Origin of the sequence: Niameybacter massiliensis (genome assembly GCF_001282685.1) — a bacterium.
Classification (GTDB): Bacteria; Bacillota; Clostridia; order Lachnospirales; family Cellulosilyticaceae; genus Holtiella; species Holtiella tumoricola.
In genome coordinates this window covers 404,364-422,069 of record NZ_LN875034.1, presented here as the reverse complement: position 1 = coordinate 422,069, position 17,706 = coordinate 404,364, and the positions used below count along the sequence as shown (strand labels likewise).

The following is a 17,706-nucleotide window of genomic DNA, read 5'->3' as shown; positions in this document are numbered from 1 at the left end:
TTTTGGTATATAAATAGGTCTCTAATTTCAGATAGCATTTTAACGCTTCTATATAAATTTATTATAAATTCATTGAGTATAAATAAAGATATTCCCTATCGCAACTGTAGCATTTTCATTTATACTTTTAGCCTTAATATAAATATATCTACCTTTGACTGACTCAAAGTGAGTATAATGCTCTTTTCCATAATTTAAGATACGGCCTTTTTCCTTATGAATAGCTTCTCCATTCTTTTCTAATCTTATCTCATACTCATAACAATCCAGAAGCTTTGCAAGTGCCTCTTTATCTTCATAATGAATATAATTTTTACGATAGCCTACCCCCACTATATTTTTGAGCTCTCCCAAATCCAATAGGAGCTCTCCCATTGGGCCTTCAGCTTCCCACCAAGTTTTAGTATCTAGATTAAGTACCTCCTTTGCTTGATGTGCTACTTTCTCTGAAGAGACTTCACATATACTCATTTTATCCATTGGTATACGAATACCCTTTTGCACCGGTTCCCATACCTTAGCCTTTCTTCCTGTCCATATAGGTGCTGTCCATATTTTCTCGCCTAGTTGATTGACTACTCTTACAAAATAGTAATGTGCTGTTGTACTCGCCACTTCAAATTGCCATAGGTCATAGAAACTGTCTAATAACTTTTCAGCTATTACCTCTCCATTATCTGATATTAATTGTATACATTTAAAGGCTTCTCCTTCCTTTGGAGATCTATTTTCTACCTCTATCTTTATCTCATAATCTATGCATGACGGTTCTAACACACTCCCCATGACCTGACCATTCACTTCAAACTCTATTTGAAAACTTGGATTCTGTACAGCATAGAAACGTCGTTGTCTAAATGCTTCTAATAAATCCTTGGCTGTAAGTGCTTCTGCCAGCACAACTGTACGGTCATCAAATCCACTTAACCATTTACCACTGTGTGTATCTGAGTTGGCAAAAGGTGCAAATCGCCATCCTTTATCTAAGGCTACACTATATACTAACTCATGCAAATCATTATAAGCACTTGTTTCATTAGATACCTCTACACCTACAATTTGTAAATTTTCTTCTGGATTTAACACTTCAAAATCCTTATAGGCATTCCATATTTTATCTGTTGGCCAACTGGCTTCTTGAGGATGATTAAAAAAGGCTATTGCTTCTTTTTGCTTTTTGAGAAGCTCTCCAAAGTGCTCACCATTTGTTGGATAGCCACTTTCTACTATAAGTTCACTTGCACCTAATAGATTAAGTTCTCCTCCATTAACTACAGCCACACCGTCTTCATCTATATACTCTTCACTATAACCCGATTCAACAGAAGCCAATGCTACAAACGTCTCATCCGTTGCTTCCTGCGCTGCCTTCAAAGTTGCTTCCCACTTTCTTTGGTCAATACGATCCGCATGGTCTGACACAGCTAAAAAGTCTCCTCTTCTACTTTCCTTTGCCCATTTAAAAGCTTCTTCAGGTGTACCTTGTCCATCTGAAAAACCTGTATGTGTATGTAAATCTCCATAGAAATGTTTATATTTCTTGCTTATATGTGAACTCATATGCTCCTCCTAAATTAATCAATCTATAACAAAATGCATCTGCTCTCCTATATTAGGATCCCAGATGCATTATTTCTTTATCTCAATCGTTATATAAGGATATAACATCCACAATACACTTATTCTAAAAGCATAGCATATTACGAATCCTCTTTATCCTTCTCATATCATATAGACTCTCTAGCAGCTTCCTTGTTGTAAAAGTACATTTCCCATAGCTGAAGCTTCTGTTGTACCTTTAATCACAGTTTTGCCTGTCATTTCACTTACAACTTGGCATAGGTGCTGATCTTTCGTCCCACCACCTACCATATGAATAGTAGTAATAGATTCCTCAATGAGTGCTTCAAACTGGATAACTGTCTCTTTATACAGTTTCCCTAACCCGTTATATACTGCTGTAGCAATATCACCCATTGTCGTAAGCTTTATACCATATACCTCTTCACATGCCTTAACAATTTCTTGTTCCATATTAACAGGTGCCATAAATCTTTCATCTGCAATATCAATAGCATAAGTATGGCTAGATTCTTTAGCCTCTGCAATAATATCAGGAAAATCTACCGGAAGTCCTCTATCATTTAAACACTTTTTAAGCTGTTGTAAAATCCAAAGGCCATTGATATTTTTAAGTAATCTTATCTTGCCCTTTGCACTACCTTCATTGGTAAAACCAGCTTCTTGTGCTTCTTTTGTTAAATAAGGTGTACCTACTTCTAATCCCATTAGGCACCAAGTACCACATACTAAGTAAAGCTCATTTTCCTTCTCTATTTTCGCTCCTGCTACTGCAGAAGCTGTATCATGACTTGCTACTGCTATAACCGGAAGGCCCCCCAGCCCTGTTTCCTCTTGTATAGCTTGTGAAAGTGTACCAATCTTAGTACCTGGCATAACAAGTTCATTCATCCATTCACGCTTAAAACCTAATTTATTAAAAATTTCTTCACTAAAGGTTCTTGTCTGTGCATCTAGTAATCCACTTGTTGAAGCAACCGTTGCTTCATTATAAAGATTCCCTGTAAAGAAATAACCTAATAAATCTGGCATAAAAAGCCACTTATAGCCATGCTCTTTGATGACTTTGTTATACTTTTTGTCATAATATATTTGATAAATCGTATTGAAATTAGCTTTTTGTATACCTGTTAAAGTATAAAGCATTTCCTCATCAATGAGACCTTCTACTTCCTCAATGACTTTTCCCGTTCTACCATCTCTATAATGAATAGGCAAATTAATCATTTGCCCATTCTCATCAATCCACGCACCATCTACCCCCCAGGTATCAATCCCTATAGATTGAATATCTACATCAGTTCTTCTTGCTACCTTCTTAAGACCTTGTTTCATCTCATGGAAAAGCCTTGGAATGTCCCAGTACATAGTCCCGCCTATAGTTACTGAATCATTAGGGAAACGGTGAACTTCTTCTAGTTCTACCGTCTCGCCCTTCTCAATTCCTAACATTAATCTTCCACTTGATGCACCTAAGTCAAATGCAATATATGCTTTATTCATAAGGACCTCCTATGCGTTTTTGTAAAGTGGTCCGTAGTTGTTACAAGCTCTGAAGTCAGCACCTTCTTGATCTTTTGTACCAAATGCGCTCCATACTTTAGGTCTAAAGATTCTTTCTTCTGGTACATTGTGCATTGCTACTGGAATACGAAGCATAGAAGCAAGAGTAATAAGGTCTCCCCCAATATGCCCATAGCTGATTGCACCATGGTTAGCAGCCCATTCATTCATAACACTATATACATCTTTGAATGCACCTTCACCTGTTAAGTTTGGCACAAACCATGTAGTAGGCCATGTTTGATCAGTACGTTTGTTAAGTGTATCATGTACATCACTTGGAAGCTCTACTGTGTAACCTTCTGCAATTTGAAGGATTGGTCCAAGACCTTTCACCATAGAGATACGGCTCATTGTTACAGGCATACCACCTTCTGTAAGGAAGCATGATGAGTAACCGCCCCCTCTGAAGTATTCACGGTTTGCTGATGGCCATGTTGTGGCATCAAGGCAAGCTTTAACTTCTTCTTCTGTAATATCCCAGAATGGTTTCATAGCTGGTTCGCCAACTGCATTTCTTTGTTTACCAGTTCCATCAAGTGTTGTAGAACCTGAGTTAATAAGGTGGATAATACCATTTGCTGCAAGACCTTCTAACTTATGTCCTGTTACACGTTCTACAGCTTCAGGACTCCAGTATGTACGTACATCTGAGAAAATTTGAGATGTACCTGTAAGAAGATGACCAAATAACATTGGCACACCATTAAGTGCATCATTTTCTGTAGCTACAACAAAAGCTTCACGTGTACCATTCCAGTCAAATGATGAATTAAGGATAGCTTCTGTAAAGTCACCATTTGGTTTGTAATCTGTCCAATGACGTTGACCTTGGAAACCTGCTGCAATGGCATTGTGTCCATTTGCTTCTTCAACAAAACCTTTTTCTGCTAACTTCTCATTACCCACCATAAGGTCACGACAAATAAGTGTCATCTTCACAATGAATTCCCAATCTGCTTCTTTAGCTGCTTGGTCTTTGATAAGATGTGGTTTGTTAAGTTCTGCACCTTCTTTGCAATTAGCTTTTACCCAAGCAAGTGCTTTTTCATATTCATCTTTATCGTAGATTTCATTTTCAATACGTCTCATGATTTCAATCATATCTACGTATTCTGTTCTCATACCTAAGTAGTCACTAAAGAAGTGTGGATCTACAATAGAACCTGAGATACCCATTGATACACTACCAATTGATAAATAAGATTTGTTTCTCATTTGTGCTACAGCAAGACCTGCTTTTGCAAAAGTAAGAAGTTTAGTTTCTACATCTGCTGGAATTGTTTGATCTCCTGAATCTTGAACATCTTTGCCATAGATTGAGAACACAGGAAGCCCTGCTTGTGCATGAGCTGCAGCTGCTGATGCAAGATATACAGCACCTGGTCTTTCTGTACCGTTGAATCCCCAGATTGCTTTCACACGGTGTGGGTTAAGATCAAGTGTTTCTGCACCATAACACCAACATGGTGTAACTGTAATAGAAACTTCTACATTTTCTTTTTCAAATTTTGCTTCACATGCACTTGCTTCTGCTACACCGCCGATTGTAGTATCTGCAATGACACATTCAACTTTATCACCATTTGGATGACGAAGTGTGCCTTCAATAAGTGTAGCTACTGCTTTAGCCATGCTCATTGTTTGTTCTTCTAATGATTCTCTAACGCCTTCTCTTCTGCCATCAATAGTTGGTCTAATTCCGACTTTAGGAAGTGCACCTTTTAAACGATATGTATTTTCCATTTTCTTTCCCCCTTAATGTGTTTAATTAATCCTTCTCTCATTATGCGCTTGTTCTTTATACTCAATATTATTTCATTTCTATGTATTAAAGTTTTGGATGTCTACCTGGTAAATTCATCCCTCTTCTAAGTTCAACTAAACGATCTACCTCATTTTGTGGAAGTTCTTTAGCGCCTCCCATGCTTTCTGTTAAATAAAGAAGTTGTGCGTAGAACTCTAAACCTTCCATCTTGTGGTAAGCTGCTTCAATATCTACTCCCCATGCAAGTGCACCGTGATTTGCAAGAAGTACTGCATCATGTGTATCTAAGAATGGTTCAATAGCATCTGGTACTTCTACTGTAGAAGGCATACCATAACCTGCTAATGGTACATCACCAAGGAAGATTGTAGACTCTGGCATAATTTGCTTATCAAGTGGCTTGCCACAAATTGCAAATGCAGTCGCATACATTGGATGCGCATGAACAACAGCATTAACATCTTTTCTAAGTTGGTAAATTCTAAGATGCATTTTCACTTCTGAAGATGGCTTATAAGGTGCTGTTGCTTCTAATACATTACCTTCTAAATCTACTTTACAAATCATCTCTGGTGTCATAAATCCTTTGCTTGTGCCTGTTGGTGTACAAAGAATTTCTGTATCACTAATCTTTACAGAGAAGTTACCATCATTAGATGCAACCATTCCTCTTCCGTAAACACGTTTTCCGATTTCACACATTTTCACTTTGATTTCATACTCTTGTAAGTTGTTCATCCCTTTGCTCCTTTATTAAATGTTTGATTTTTTATCTCATACACAAACATATTCTTTGTTTATGTGGTTTTATGTGGTTTTGTCTATGATGTTATACTATCACCTAATTATAAAACACGCAATATATTTTTCAGTATTTTTAACTTTTATTCATACTATTAATTAATTTATTTCATCATTTTTAACCATTAAACCTAGTATTCGCTTAGGTTTTCGCTGGTTATTTGTATATTTTACCACACAAACTCTGTTTTACTGATATTTACTAATTTATTTACCAAGATACTTTTTACTGATTTTATCTATAAACTAATAAAAGGAGTGACTTCATCATCTAAATGAAGTCACTCCTTTTATTAGTTATAAAAATGATTAAGTATTTCTGCTAATACTTGTGGCGTATCAGTATTCACTTCATGTTTTGCATCTTTTATAAATTGGAGTTGTGCCCCATTTATATACTCAGCTAATTCTCTTGCAGCCTTCTTATTAGCCGGATCTTTTTCTCCACATACTATAAGCACTGGACAAGCTATCCCTTGTAGATGACTGCCAAAATCAAGCTCTACCATTGAACCAGTTAATTCAATAAAATCCTTCTTCCCCATGCCTATATCCCCAAAAGCCCTCTCTGGAATCAAGCGGAAAATCATACTTTGTAGCTTTAGTAATGTTTTAGGCATTTTATATTGTCCTGCAATTAATGTTAATGACTGCACTTTAGTAGGGTAATCTATAGCATAGTTTAATGCCATAACTGCTCCTAATGAAAGCCCACATAAATTAATCGGCTCATGAAGACTATTTAAATATCTGGCGAAATTTTGATACAAATTCTTATAGGTAACCTCTTCACCTTCTATAAATGAAGATACCTCAGGGCAAATAACATGTTCACGTTCTGTTAAATAGCCAATAGTATCATCCCAACTTGATACACTTTGTCCCAGTCCATGAATGAAAATATATTGCATTATCTCTTTTCCTTCCTAACAAAATTTTATCTGACAAAAGTCTAATAGTTCATCTTAGTATATCATGCAAAATTGTATCCTCATACTTATACAAAACTTCTACATAGAATACCATCATTCTAGACAATACTAGTTCTTAAATGGTATAACTTTTGACGACATCAATGGAGGATACTAAATGAACATTATACTTACAGAAGCATTAAAAAGTCATATGATTTGTCATGATAAAGAATTTTTGCACGGTTGGGAGAAAACTTTAGACCTTCTCCAAGAAAAGGGTACCTTCAAGCAACTAACAGAAGATGTAGAGCGCATTGTTACCACCTTCGAAGAACCTATAGGCTATAGCATGCTACTTGAGACAACTGACCAAGATGAAATTGTCTACGCTAAACGACTTGAAAGAGAACTCTATACACGCTTTGTCAAAGGCAAAGCACCTGGATATAGTTATCAAGTCATGTGCATTCTTAGAAAATCTAAAGAAGTTGAAGATGCTTATGAACTCATCACCATGTACCCAGGAGGTAAATCTGAAAAAGAACCTGAAGATACTAACATTCAAACTAAAGAAGAGATGATCCGCAGCTTGCTCTTTTGGAAAGATAGAGCACTTATCTACACTCCAAGCAATATTGAACCTGGAAGTGAGAAAGACTACTGTCCGTACAAAAATTTATTTTTCTTACTAGAAGACTGATTGCAATGTTTAAACTATAAATATCTAAGGGGCTGCCGTACTAAGAATAAACACCACAACCTATTGTATGTATATTCTTAGTACGACAGCCCCTTTTCAACAAATACGTTCTGCTATCATTAACTTTATTTATTCCCCTATTTAGCTATAATAAGTTTGATATTATATTTACGACATACCTCTAACCATTCTTCATCTAGTGGCTCATCTGTTACGATATAATGAATTTTCTCTAGCCCTATCAAACGATGTATGGCACTTTTATCTATCTTTTGATGATCTACTGCTAAAATAGTTTCTTTTGCAGATTCTATAAAGCTTTGTTTAATCTCCGCTTCAAACTCACTAGACTCCATAACACCACGCTCTTTGGTTATCCCTTTACAGGATATAATAGCCTTATCTGCATAATAACTCTTAATATTATTCTTGGCAGTTGGACCTACAAAAGAGATAGATTTCTCTCTATAAGTTCCCCCAGTGCCTATTAAAGTCAAGTGACTCAGCTTACTTGCTAGTGTCATAGTACTTAGTCCATTTGTAATAACTGTAACTTTCTTTTGTTCTTCTATATGGCTTAAGACTTCTAAACATGTTGTACTACAATCTACCATTAGGATTTCTCCATCTTGGATGAGATCAGCAATAGCCCTACCTATCTTGTCCTTACTCTCCGAATTTTGCTTGATACGATATTCAAAAGGATGCTCTTCTACTTCTTTCTCATCATTTTCTAAAGAAACCGCTCCCCCATATGTCTTCTTAAGCAAATTTTGTTTCTCTAGTTTATCCAAATCACGCCTTACCGTTTCTTCTGTCACATCAAATAGCTTACTCAAATCAACTACACGTACTGCGCCATCTTCACGTAACTTATCTAGTATGATCCTTTGTCTCTCTATTGCTAGCATATTCGTTTTCAGCCCCTCTCTCAAATTGTGGTTTCATGTGGTTTTTTGTGTACTATTATATCAAACATTAATTATTATCTCTATAACTAATTTATTTTTTCTCTACTCTTCTTCTCTATTTCATACTATATGCACTAATTCTAAAGCCTTCAACTAGCTATAATTCACTACTCTAATCCAAAATATTTTATGTTTTATATTAATTTATAAAATATATTTTATCTATTTCACACCCATTTTTACACTTTTAATAAAAATACTTTATTTTATTTGATTTTATTGTATAATGTATATACATTAACTGAAGTTTAAGTTTTTTTCTAGGGGGAATCAACATGAACAACACTACAGATTATACACTTGGTATAGGACTTGCTTTTTTACCTCTTTTAGGGTACTTCTTCTACCAAACACAAACACCTTTATATACACTGCTTGCACTAGGCTGTTTAGCTGTAAGTACCGTAGGTTATACTTTTTACCTACGCAAAACCACATCTATTCATATGGTTAGCTTGCTTATTATGCCTTTTATACTTTGGCTTGTAACACTTAAGCATTATTTCATTACACTTGCATCCACTCTTTCTATTATCACTGGCATCATAGCACTTATTCTAATGGCTATAGCAATGGTACGTGGGATGTATACCTATCACAAGCTTAATCTACAATAAAATATACACAAAAGAAGCTAGAGCCTTCGAGCTATTCTTATTGTTTCACCTTAGTGAAAAAATTTATAGAATACTCGTCCGCTCTAGCTTTTCTATGTATAATAAAAATAAAATAGATATTTTATATAAAATTTGATGAGGTGCAAATATGATAGAACAATTAGAGCTTATTCGATTAGAAGAAGATCGACTGGATCAATGTGTAGATTTATTCATTCAGACTTTTTCTCAAGAACCATGGAATGATGTCTATGAATCACGAGAACAAGTCACTACTTTTTTTGAAAATCATTTAAAAAATAACTATTTCATTGGATATATTGGAATAATAGATACCCAAGTTATAGCACTAAGTATAGGGATGATGAAACCTTGGATAAATGGAATGGAGTATTATATAGATGAATTTTGTATAGCAACAAAATTACAAGGGCAGGGAATAGGCAGTAAATTTTTAAAACTAATCGAAGTTGATATTAAATTACAAGGAATGAATGGTATAATCTTAAATACTGAAAGAAGCTATCCATCAAAGACATTCTATGAAAAAAATGGATTCCAAGCTTTAGAGGATTTAGTTATTCTTGCAAAATAAGGGGCTTAGATTGCCCTTTGTGCATATTGCTAGCCCAATATTTTTCAACTATACATTTTGTACAATCCCCTCTATTTTATACCCTCTCCCTTGGAAATTCACTTTCATGATTTCTAGGAAAAAAATCACCAAAGAGAAGTTTATTTTGCCCTCTTAATTATTTTAAATTTTATGAATTTTTAACTCTATACAGAGGGGCACGTTTCCTGTATAACTATAGTATCAATAAACACTCAACTTACACATCATTTCAATTACAAGCTTTCTAATATAAAAGTATAGAAAGAAAGTTATCCTAGGCCACTTTCCTTCTATACCACTAAAAATAGATTGTGAAGTTCTAGTCTCCCTCTGCTGGTATGGATGCATTTATTTTTAGGCACTTATCTAAAAGATGGTGGCAATCTCCTAGATAAGTTACTATAAGAAGTCTACATATTCCTTTCAGTCACATTCAATAGGCTATCAACTTTAATCATGTAGTCTGCTACGAAGCTCCTTAATGCGGCCAGCCGACTTGGCAACCGACAGTGATAACTTCTCATAAGCTCTTTCACCTACGGAACCCCAACACAGGCGCACCTAATTAAGCCTAGTCAACGCATCCTACTACATTAAATTCCATACCTTAAGAATGTGCATTCCTTATATGGAGTCTTCATACTTTGCCACAATACACAAGCCACTCTAAATCTACCTATGTTTTTTCAGAGGGAAGGTAGATTTAGAGTGGCTTGTTGTGCTTTTAAAGTTCATCCACTTTTTTACGCACTCTTCTAAGTAATTTAAAACCTAATCGATTGGTATACTCTTCATTCCTTATTAATATTTCATAAGCTTCTTGTACTGAAATAATGCGAACTAATATATAAGCTCCCACAGCAATAAAGAATACACAACCTGGATAATAATTTGATATAATCGTTGCCTCTACAAGTTGTTTTTTGCTCAACAAGAACGGTAACCCTCCTGCCACAAGCAAACATGTACCTACTATAGCAAGCATCATGTATTTCTTACGTAAGTTATTATATCCTTCTTGTAATACTTTAAGATAATGTTGATCAAAGATTAACTGCTCATTTTTAAGTACTTTATACTTTGTATCCTCCATCATACCACCTGTGACAATCGTACCAATTCCTAACGTTGCAATAATAATTGTAAATAAAATATAGATTGTAGGTGATTCCTTAAAAATTAAATAAGGTATTGTTGATAAAATCAATAGACCAATCCCTGCTGAAATATATTTAGCCTGCTTATGTTCATGAGCTAAATAACCTTCCGCCATTTCTTGACTAACATAATACCCTTTCTCCTCTTGATACGTTGCTTCTGTAGTATGCTTAAGTAAATAATCAATAGATACTTCAAAGATATTTCCTATCATTAATAATTTTTCTGTTTCAGGAAATCCCTGATTATTTTCCCACTTACTAACAGCTTGTCTTGATGTATTCAGCTGCTCTGCTAAAGCTTCTTGAGATAACCCTTTTTCTTTCCTTAACTTAAATAACTTTTCACCAAATGTCATATGTTGACCTCCTATTTATTTTTGTCCTCTATATTCTAGCAAGCCAACATAGCATTCTCTATCATCTGACCCATGCACTTTGTCAACTTGAGGTTGCACTCTGTCAACCCCTTGTAATTCCTTATGTTATTAGACTTTTAATAACATCTATAAATATAATATAACCTTATTCTAGGAGCAATTCAAATCTTACTTATACCGTTTTTTCTAGATCTTTAATCCTCTTTCATTAATTGTTTCAGCCTTGATAACTCCATATTAAAATACTAATAGACTTCAATATAAAAAGGACTCACCAAATGGTAGTCCTTTTTATCAACCTATGATTTATCTTCTATTATACTCCTGGATTGGTTCTTTCCTTACTTGCACCATCTATATTTTCACAGCTATATACATTACCTGAAAGGCTACTTAAAGGTATAGGTGTGACACCTACAAGTATATCTTCTAAGTAGCCTGGACAATCTACTTCATGCATACGTCTATGATCATCAAAAAATGTTTTGGCTTCTAAAATAAGTTCTGTTTCTACAGCTTCCTCTGCCATTGCTTTTATAACTTCTTTTGTTTCATATACTCTACAACCTGCATGCTCTGCTCCTATTGTTGTATAGGCATAACCAATCTCAACAGGCGTCATATTTTGATATTCTAACTGCTGATCCTTACAGTAACGATCTAAGTAATCATTGTCTTTTTCCATACAATACTCTGCAACTTGCTCTGCATACTCATAACACATACATTTATTTTTTGGGGAAATTACTATATACTTCATTAAAAATCTCCTTTGTGCTTTTTCCCCTTTATTATTCTTCATACACACCTTCTTTATGCGTTTTTAAAATTCTATAGTTCATTTAAAAGCATTTGTTTAAGGCATGTACTTACTTGTGATATAGTTCATTGTATTAATACCTAGCATGTCTAATTACTCTACTTCATCAAGCTCTTCTTCTACTTCTTCCATTTTAGATACTAGCTCGTCCATATTCTCTTCCAATTCCTCTAAGCGCTCTTCTAACTCTTCAATACGATCTTCTGCTTCATCAACATCACAGTTAATGGCTGTTCCGATTGAGCACTCTTTTACATTTATGTCGCAATTTCTTCCTATTTGGATATCACCAATTGAACAATTCCCTAACTTTATATCACACTCGTGTCTCGTATCTAGATTATGAATAGAACATTGGGTCATAGTAATATTCCCATTAACTCCAACCCCAATATTATTAAGCTTCTCCTCTAAAGCAGTGATTCTCTCTTCTAATTGTTTGATATATTCCTTCTCATCCATCTCTCATTTCCCCCTAAAACCTTAGTCTTTAGCATTAAAAATAGTATAATCTATTTAAAATATACTGTAAATACCTTCTTTTAACATTAAAAGAGCTCACCGCTTGGTGAGCCCTTCTTTATAAAATCCTATAATTCAATTAGTACAGTCTTAACTTCATATGGTCCGAATTCAAGTGTGATGGCTTCATTTGTATGAAGTTCACCCTCTGGACGTTCCATTAAGTCTGATTCTTGCCATGACTTAACTGGCATACCTAGTGTGAATGTTGCACGTTGTTTACCACCTGTGTATTCATGTGCACGTACTACTAAGTGTTTACCATCTTCTGAACGTTTGATTGCATCGACTTCGATGAAGTTGTTGTCTACATTTAAGAAGCTATAGCTATCTGTCTTAGCAGCACCTTCAACAACTTGAAGTGGATTGTTTAAGAAGTAAGCACGTTTTTCTGTATCTGCATCTACCCAGCTATTTGCATGTGGAAGAAGTGAGTATGTGAATTCGTGTTCACCTTGATCTTGTTCAGTATCTGGATGTGTTGCTGACTTAAGAAGTGTAAGTCTAATTACATTGTCTTTAATGTCATGGCCGTATTTACAGTCATTCATTAAGCTGACACCGTAGTTACGTTCTGATAAGTCAACCCATTTATGTGCAACTGTTTCGAATCTTGCCCAATCCCAGCTTGTATTCCAGTGTGTTGGACGTTGTACGTTACCGTATTGTACATCGTAAGTTGCGTATGTTGCACGGATATCTACAGGGAATGCAACTTTCATAAGTTGTTTACGTTCTCTAAAGTCTACCCATGTTTTAAAGTCGATACGTTTGTCTTCTTTGTAGAAGATCATATCTTGTTTGATTGTTGTGTTCATGTATTTCCATTCAAGACGGATAACCATTTGAAGTGGACCTACTTCTGTTACTTCCATACGTGTAAGATCTGTTACTTCACGCATCTTTTCTTGGTAGAAGATATCTACATCCCACGCTTCGTGAGCAAGTGGTTTATCTTCAAACATTTGGATCACGTTAGCACGTGCGCCAGCAGCAAGCACTTCACGATTTACTTCTTTATCTACTAAAGATGTAATGTGACCTGCTTCATTCATTACTACTGTATAGAATGGTGTTTCTACACATTTATCATTAAAGCTAAATGCTTCTACGTTTGCATTTGCTGCTTCTTTTTCCACAAGTGTGATTGTTTTCCAACCTAAAGCAGGTACTTTATCCACATAAACCACAGAACCGTTGTGTGTTTTTTGAGATGTAAGTACATTACCCTCAGCATCTACAAAGTGACCTTCACCTTCGTGTGCAATGAAAGCTTCATCACTACGTTCCCAGTTTGTGCTGTTAACGATAGTCCATTTCTTAGCTTCTTTTGCTACGATGTGGTTAAGTGCTTTTGTTTCTACTTCTTTAGCAATGTTTTCTGCTTTTTCGTAATTTACATGGCTATCTTCGTATACTTCACGAATTGAAGAACCTGGAATAATATCATGGAATTGGTGTGTTAAGATAATTTTCCATCCTTCTGTTAATGTATCTTGAGCCGCATCAGCAATATTGCCTTTTTCAAGTGCTTCAAGTACTGTTAACCATTCTACTTTACGATAGTAGTTTTCTAAGAATCTGTTCATTTTTTTGTTGTAAGCTTGGCTTGTGTAAGTACCACGGTGGTATTCTAAGTAAAGCTCACCATCCCATGTATGAACGTATTCATCAGTATTTGCTACTTTTTCTTGTAAACCTTCGAAGTAATCGCTAGCTTTACCTGTTTCAAGTGTTGGTAAACCAGGCATTTTATCGATACGTCTACGAAGTTCTAACATATCACGGTTAACACCACCACCGCCATCGCCATAACCATATGAAATAAGCATTTCATCTGTAAGCTCTTTGTTGCGGTATGCATCGTATACACCTTTTACGATTTTTGGAGTTAAGTGACCGTTGTATGTGTAGAACCATGAACCTTTTTGACTCCAAGGTTCTGGAGCTGTGATGAAGTGAGTAAGTACTTCACTACCATCAATACCACGCCATTTGAATGTATCATGTGGCATACGGTTGTACTGGTTCCAACTGATTTTAGTTGTCATGAACATTGGAATACCAGATTTTTTGAGAATTTGAGGAAGTGCCCAAGAGTATCCAAATACGTCTGGAAGCCATAAGTATTTGATTTCTTGACCTAATTCTTCTCTGAAGAATTTACCACCTACTAAGATTTGACGAGTGAGAGATTCACCAGATGTTAAGTTACAGTCTGCTTCTACCCACATACCGCCATCTGCTTCCCATTTGCCTTCTTGTACTTTTGCTTTAATCTTTTCAAACATCTCTGGGTAATCTTCTTTGATGTATTCATAAAGCTGTGGTTGTGTTTGAAGGAATGTATACTCTGGATATTGTTCCATAAGTCTAAGTACTGTTGAGAATGAACGTGCACATTTCTCTTTAGTATTTTTAAGTCTCCAAAGCCATGCAACGTCAATATGTGTATGTCCGATACATTTAACTTTTACAAGACTGTTTTTATCCATTCCATCAATAAGCTCATTTAATAAATCATCGGCTGCATGTACAGATGCATAGAATTCTTCACTTCCTGGATATGACCAATCAATTAACTTATAAGCACGGTCGAGAGCAGATCTTAAGTGAGGAATCATTGGATCAAATTCATTAAGTTCTTTAAGTGTTTCTAAAATAACTCTTGTCATATAGAAAAGGTCATCTACTTTTTCATCTAACCATGCAAGGTCTGCACGATTAATACGATGTTCTTGAGGTCTTGGTGTACCTCCACCTTCTAAGCCTGACCATAATCTAAATGTAAAGTCTACATCTGTACCAGCAACACCTTCTGGTAAGAATGCTTCTTTATGGTTAGAGTCTACACCTTGGTATGGTTTCCCATCCATATATAAAAGTGACTCAAATCCTGAGTTACTTCCTGCACCAGTTTCACCAAAGTCAAAAATACCTAATACTTTCTTGCCTTCCCATTCCTTTGGAACACTGATTGTTTTGTGTAGCCATAAGTATAAATCACGACCACTCCATCTTTCTCCAACTGCCATTAAATCCCAACAAGCAAAGCTTGTTGGGACTTCTGGATTAGTGATACCTGAGGTATCCTCTTTTGACAGTAAGGATTCAAATGGAATAATGTCTCTGTAACGATAACCTGCGAGTTCATATAGTCTTGCTTCTAGTTTTCTGTCTGTAAGAAACATTATTTCTTCCCCCTGTTAGTCTTATAGTGAGTTATTTTTGATGTATTCTACTAATTCGTCAACTTGTGCGAATGCAAGACCTGTTACAGTATCTGCACATCCGTAGTAAATTGCGATTCTTCCTGTTTCAGCATCTGTAAGAGCTGCACATGGGAATGCTACGTTTGGAACGTCACCAACACATTCGTATAACTCTTGTGGTGAAAGAAGGTATGGTTTAGTTCTGTATTTAACGATCCATGGTTGATCAATATCAAGGATAGCAGCACCAAAGCTGTATACGAAACCATTACAGCTGTTAAGAACACCGTGGTAGATCATTAACCAACCTTCTGAAGTTTCGATAGGGATTGGGCCTGCACCGATTTTTGTTGATTGCCATGCAGAATCGTCACCTTTTACTGTTGACATTACATGTCTATGTTTGCCCCAGAATTCCATATCTGGTGTTTGGCTGTAGAAGATATCTCCGAATGGAGTATGTCCTGTATCTGATGGTCTACTTACCATACCGTAAAGACCATTGATTTTTCTTGGGAACATAACACCATTTCTGTTGTATGGTAAGAAAGCATTTTCTAATTGGTGGAATGTTTTGAAGTCGAATGTATAAGCAACACCGATTGTTGGTCCGTGGTATCCATTACACCATGTGATGTAGTATCTATCTTCGATGAAGCATACACGTGGGTCATAACGGTATTCTCTGTTAAGGATTTCTGCATCATCACCTTCGAATGTAATTGGTTCGTGGTTGATGTTCCAGTTGATACCATCTTCACTGAAACCAGCAAAGATATCCATGCTTCTTGATTTGCTATCACATCTGAATACACCAGCAAATTTACCTTCGAATGGTACTACTGCACTGTTGAAGATACTGTTTGATGATGGAATTGCATTTCTTTTAATAACAGGGTTGTTTGAGTATCTCCAAACAACATCTGTACAACCTTCTGGTTTATCTTGCCATGGAATATTTGGTAATGCTTGTCCAATAATTTTAGTCATGATCTTTCTCCTTCATAATGTTTATATGTTAATTGATATTGCTCACTGAGTCACGGTAAACGGTATCACCTGTTACGAAGATACGACTTAATTTGTCTCGTTCACCATTTTGTATTTTGTCTATAATAAGATTAGTTGCTTTTTCTGTCATTACTTCAACATTTACTGCTACTGTAGTGAGTTTAGGATATGAGATTTCTGCATAAATGTCATTATCAAATCCTACAACAGATACATCTTCAGGCACTCTATAACCATGTTCGTTAAGGTGCTTTACAAATTTATACGCTGTATCATCACAGTTACATACAAATGCTGTTGGCATTTCTCGTGGTAGAACAAATTCAATTTCTTCATTCGAATCATCTCTATCTGGGATAATACTTTCAAACTTAATAGGTAATCCTGATCCCATAAGAGATCTGCAATACCCTAAAAAGCGATCTTGAATACTACTTGTTGCATTAACATTACCTACAAAGCCTATGCGTGAATGTCCGCATTTCTTTAAGTAGTTTGTAATTTCAAATGTACTATAGTAGTTATCTGTAACAATACAATCTACACTCACATCTGCATTGTAGCAATCTAAAAAGAGCATTGAAATCTGTAAATCTTTAATAATCTCAATATGTTTTTTCTTAACATCCCCAAGAACAATAACGCCTCCCACATTACTGTCATTAAACCATTTGTTTAACTCTAGTGCACTCGGTGTGTTATCACCTAGAGGAAATAGGTTACACATAAATCCTCTTTGAGTTAAGCTAGATGCTAACTTTTGATAGAATCTAAGATAAAATGTAGTATACTCTTTGGCATCTACATATTTTTCTTGTACCATAATGACAATGTTTTTAGCTGTTATTGTAGCTTGGTCTGAACCTGGAAGTTTATATCCCAGTTCACGTGCCACATCTTTAATCTTTTGTCTTAATTCATCACTTACTCCGTCTTGATCCTTCAAGGCTTTTGAAACTGTAACTTTGCTAATCTGAAGTTGATCAGCAATATATTGCATTGTAACTTCTTTTTTTCTTCTCATCAGTATTACCCCCACTTAACACGAGTCTCTCTTCTATTATCTAATTCTC

At 35.6% G+C, this 17,706-nt stretch carries 15 protein-coding genes; 3 read left to right on the top strand and 12 right to left on the bottom strand.

Going from position 1 to position 17,706, the window contains the following annotated elements:
* Positions 1-69 precede the first annotated feature (69 nt).
* The 5 genes from BN2390_RS04365 to BN2390_RS04345 all read right to left on the bottom strand — a co-directional run bounded on the left by BN2390_RS04365 (position 70) and on the right by BN2390_RS04345 (position 6,624).
* Positions 70-1,560, bottom strand: coding sequence for a CehA/McbA family metallohydrolase (locus BN2390_RS04365; protein WP_053983131.1), 1,491 nt, complete (start codon positions 1,558-1,560; stop codon positions 70-72).
* Positions 1,561-1,740: 180 nt separating this feature from the next.
* Positions 1,741-3,084: a rhamnulokinase gene (locus tag BN2390_RS04360; RefSeq protein ID WP_053983130.1), complete on the bottom strand. Its 1,344-nt coding sequence runs from the start codon at positions 3,082-3,084 to the stop codon at positions 1,741-1,743.
* 9 nt (positions 3,085-3,093) lie between these two features.
* Positions 3,094-4,890, bottom strand: coding sequence for an L-fucose isomerase (locus BN2390_RS04355; RefSeq protein WP_053983129.1), 1,797 nt, complete (start codon positions 4,888-4,890; stop codon positions 3,094-3,096).
* An 85-nt stretch (positions 4,891-4,975) separates the two neighbouring features.
* Positions 4,976-5,650, bottom strand: a complete 675-nt coding sequence (locus BN2390_RS04350; protein WP_053983128.1) for a class II aldolase/adducin family protein — start codon at positions 5,648-5,650, stop codon at positions 4,976-4,978.
* 356 nt (positions 5,651-6,006) lie between these two features.
* Positions 6,007-6,624, bottom strand: coding sequence for an alpha/beta fold hydrolase (locus BN2390_RS04345; protein WP_053983127.1), 618 nt, complete (start codon positions 6,622-6,624; stop codon positions 6,007-6,009).
* Between the two features lie 178 nt (positions 6,625-6,802).
* Between BN2390_RS04345 and BN2390_RS04340 the strand changes: the two genes are divergently transcribed.
* Positions 6,803-7,327 (top strand): hypothetical protein, encoded by a 525-nt coding sequence (locus tag BN2390_RS04340; protein WP_053983126.1) that lies wholly within the window; start codon positions 6,803-6,805, stop codon positions 7,325-7,327.
* Between the two features lie 137 nt (positions 7,328-7,464).
* On the opposite strand, the gene BN2390_RS04335 is transcribed toward BN2390_RS04340, so the two are convergent.
* A complete protein-coding gene (locus BN2390_RS04335) occupies positions 7,465-8,238 on the bottom strand; it encodes a DeoR/GlpR family DNA-binding transcription regulator (protein WP_053983125.1) in 774 nt (257 codons plus the stop codon).
* A 335-nt stretch (positions 8,239-8,573) separates the two neighbouring features.
* Between BN2390_RS04335 and BN2390_RS04330 the strand changes: the two genes are divergently transcribed.
* On the top strand, positions 8,574-8,915 hold the full coding sequence (locus BN2390_RS04330; RefSeq protein WP_053983124.1) for a hypothetical protein: 342 nt from the start codon (positions 8,574-8,576) through the stop codon (positions 8,913-8,915).
* 148 nt (positions 8,916-9,063) lie between these two features.
* Entirely contained in the window at positions 9,064-9,510 is a 447-nt protein-coding gene (locus BN2390_RS04325; RefSeq protein ID WP_198524850.1) for a GNAT family N-acetyltransferase, read from the top strand.
* A gap of 745 nt (positions 9,511-10,255) precedes the next feature.
* Here the strand turns inward: BN2390_RS04325 and BN2390_RS04320 are convergent.
* The 6 genes from BN2390_RS04320 to BN2390_RS04295 form a co-directional block, all read right to left on the bottom strand.
* Entirely contained in the window at positions 10,256-11,047 is a 792-nt protein-coding gene (locus BN2390_RS04320; protein WP_053983123.1) for a helix-turn-helix domain-containing protein, read from the bottom strand.
* 337 nt (positions 11,048-11,384) lie between these two features.
* Positions 11,385-11,828, bottom strand: a complete 444-nt coding sequence (locus BN2390_RS04315; RefSeq protein WP_154668766.1) for a hypothetical protein — start codon at positions 11,826-11,828, stop codon at positions 11,385-11,387.
* 153 nt (positions 11,829-11,981) lie between these two features.
* Positions 11,982-12,350, bottom strand: a complete 369-nt coding sequence (locus BN2390_RS04310) for a hypothetical protein (protein ID WP_053983121.1) — start codon at positions 12,348-12,350, stop codon at positions 11,982-11,984.
* Between the two features lie 128 nt (positions 12,351-12,478).
* On the bottom strand, positions 12,479-15,601 hold the full coding sequence (locus tag BN2390_RS04305) for an alpha-mannosidase (RefSeq protein ID WP_053983120.1): 3,123 nt from the start codon (positions 15,599-15,601) through the stop codon (positions 12,479-12,481).
* A 21-nt stretch (positions 15,602-15,622) separates the two neighbouring features.
* Entirely contained in the window at positions 15,623-16,612 is a 990-nt protein-coding gene (locus BN2390_RS04300) for a glycoside hydrolase family 130 protein (protein ID WP_053983119.1), read from the bottom strand.
* A 28-nt stretch (positions 16,613-16,640) separates the two neighbouring features.
* Positions 16,641-17,657, bottom strand: coding sequence for a LacI family DNA-binding transcriptional regulator (locus BN2390_RS04295; protein ID WP_053983118.1), 1,017 nt, complete (start codon positions 17,655-17,657; stop codon positions 16,641-16,643).
* Positions 17,658-17,706: the final 49 nt, after the last annotated feature.

Bases quoted from the DNA above. Each gene is read 5' to 3' on its own strand.
- BN2390_RS04305 (WP_053983120.1), bottom strand. From the start codon at position 15,601: ATGTTTCTTACAGACAGAAAACTAGAAGCAAGACTATATGAACTCGCA.
- BN2390_RS04340 (WP_053983126.1), top strand. From the start codon at position 6,803: ATGAACATTATACTTACAGAAGCATTAAAAAGTCATATGATTTGTCAT.
- BN2390_RS04315 (WP_154668766.1), bottom strand. From the start codon at position 11,828: ATGAAGTATATAGTAATTTCCCCAAAAAATAAATGTATGTGTTATGAG.
- BN2390_RS04330 (WP_053983124.1), top strand. From the start codon at position 8,574: ATGAACAACACTACAGATTATACACTTGGTATAGGACTTGCTTTTTTA.
- BN2390_RS04325 (WP_198524850.1), top strand. From the start codon at position 9,064: ATGATAGAACAATTAGAGCTTATTCGATTAGAAGAAGATCGACTGGAT.
- BN2390_RS04355 (WP_053983129.1), bottom strand. From the start codon at position 4,890: ATGGAAAATACATATCGTTTAAAAGGTGCACTTCCTAAAGTCGGAATT.
- BN2390_RS04300 (WP_053983119.1), bottom strand. From the start codon at position 16,612: ATGACTAAAATTATTGGACAAGCATTACCAAATATTCCATGGCAAGAT.
- BN2390_RS04360 (WP_053983130.1), bottom strand. From the start codon at position 3,084: ATGAATAAAGCATATATTGCATTTGACTTAGGTGCATCAAGTGGAAGA.
- BN2390_RS04345 (WP_053983127.1), bottom strand. From the start codon at position 6,624: ATGCAATATATTTTCATTCATGGACTGGGACAAAGTGTATCAAGTTGG.
- BN2390_RS04310 (WP_053983121.1), bottom strand. From the start codon at position 12,350: ATGGATGAGAAGGAATATATCAAACAATTAGAAGAGAGAATCACTGCT.
- BN2390_RS04335 (WP_053983125.1), bottom strand. From the start codon at position 8,238: ATGCTAGCAATAGAGAGACAAAGGATCATACTAGATAAGTTACGTGAA.
- BN2390_RS04295 (WP_053983118.1), bottom strand. From the start codon at position 17,657: ATGAGAAGAAAAAAAGAAGTTACAATGCAATATATTGCTGATCAACTT.
- BN2390_RS04320 (WP_053983123.1), bottom strand. From the start codon at position 11,047: ATGACATTTGGTGAAAAGTTATTTAAGTTAAGGAAAGAAAAAGGGTTA.
- BN2390_RS04365 (WP_053983131.1), bottom strand. From the start codon at position 1,560: ATGAGTTCACATATAAGCAAGAAATATAAACATTTCTATGGAGATTTA.
- BN2390_RS04350 (WP_053983128.1), bottom strand. From the start codon at position 5,650: ATGAACAACTTACAAGAGTATGAAATCAAAGTGAAAATGTGTGAAATC.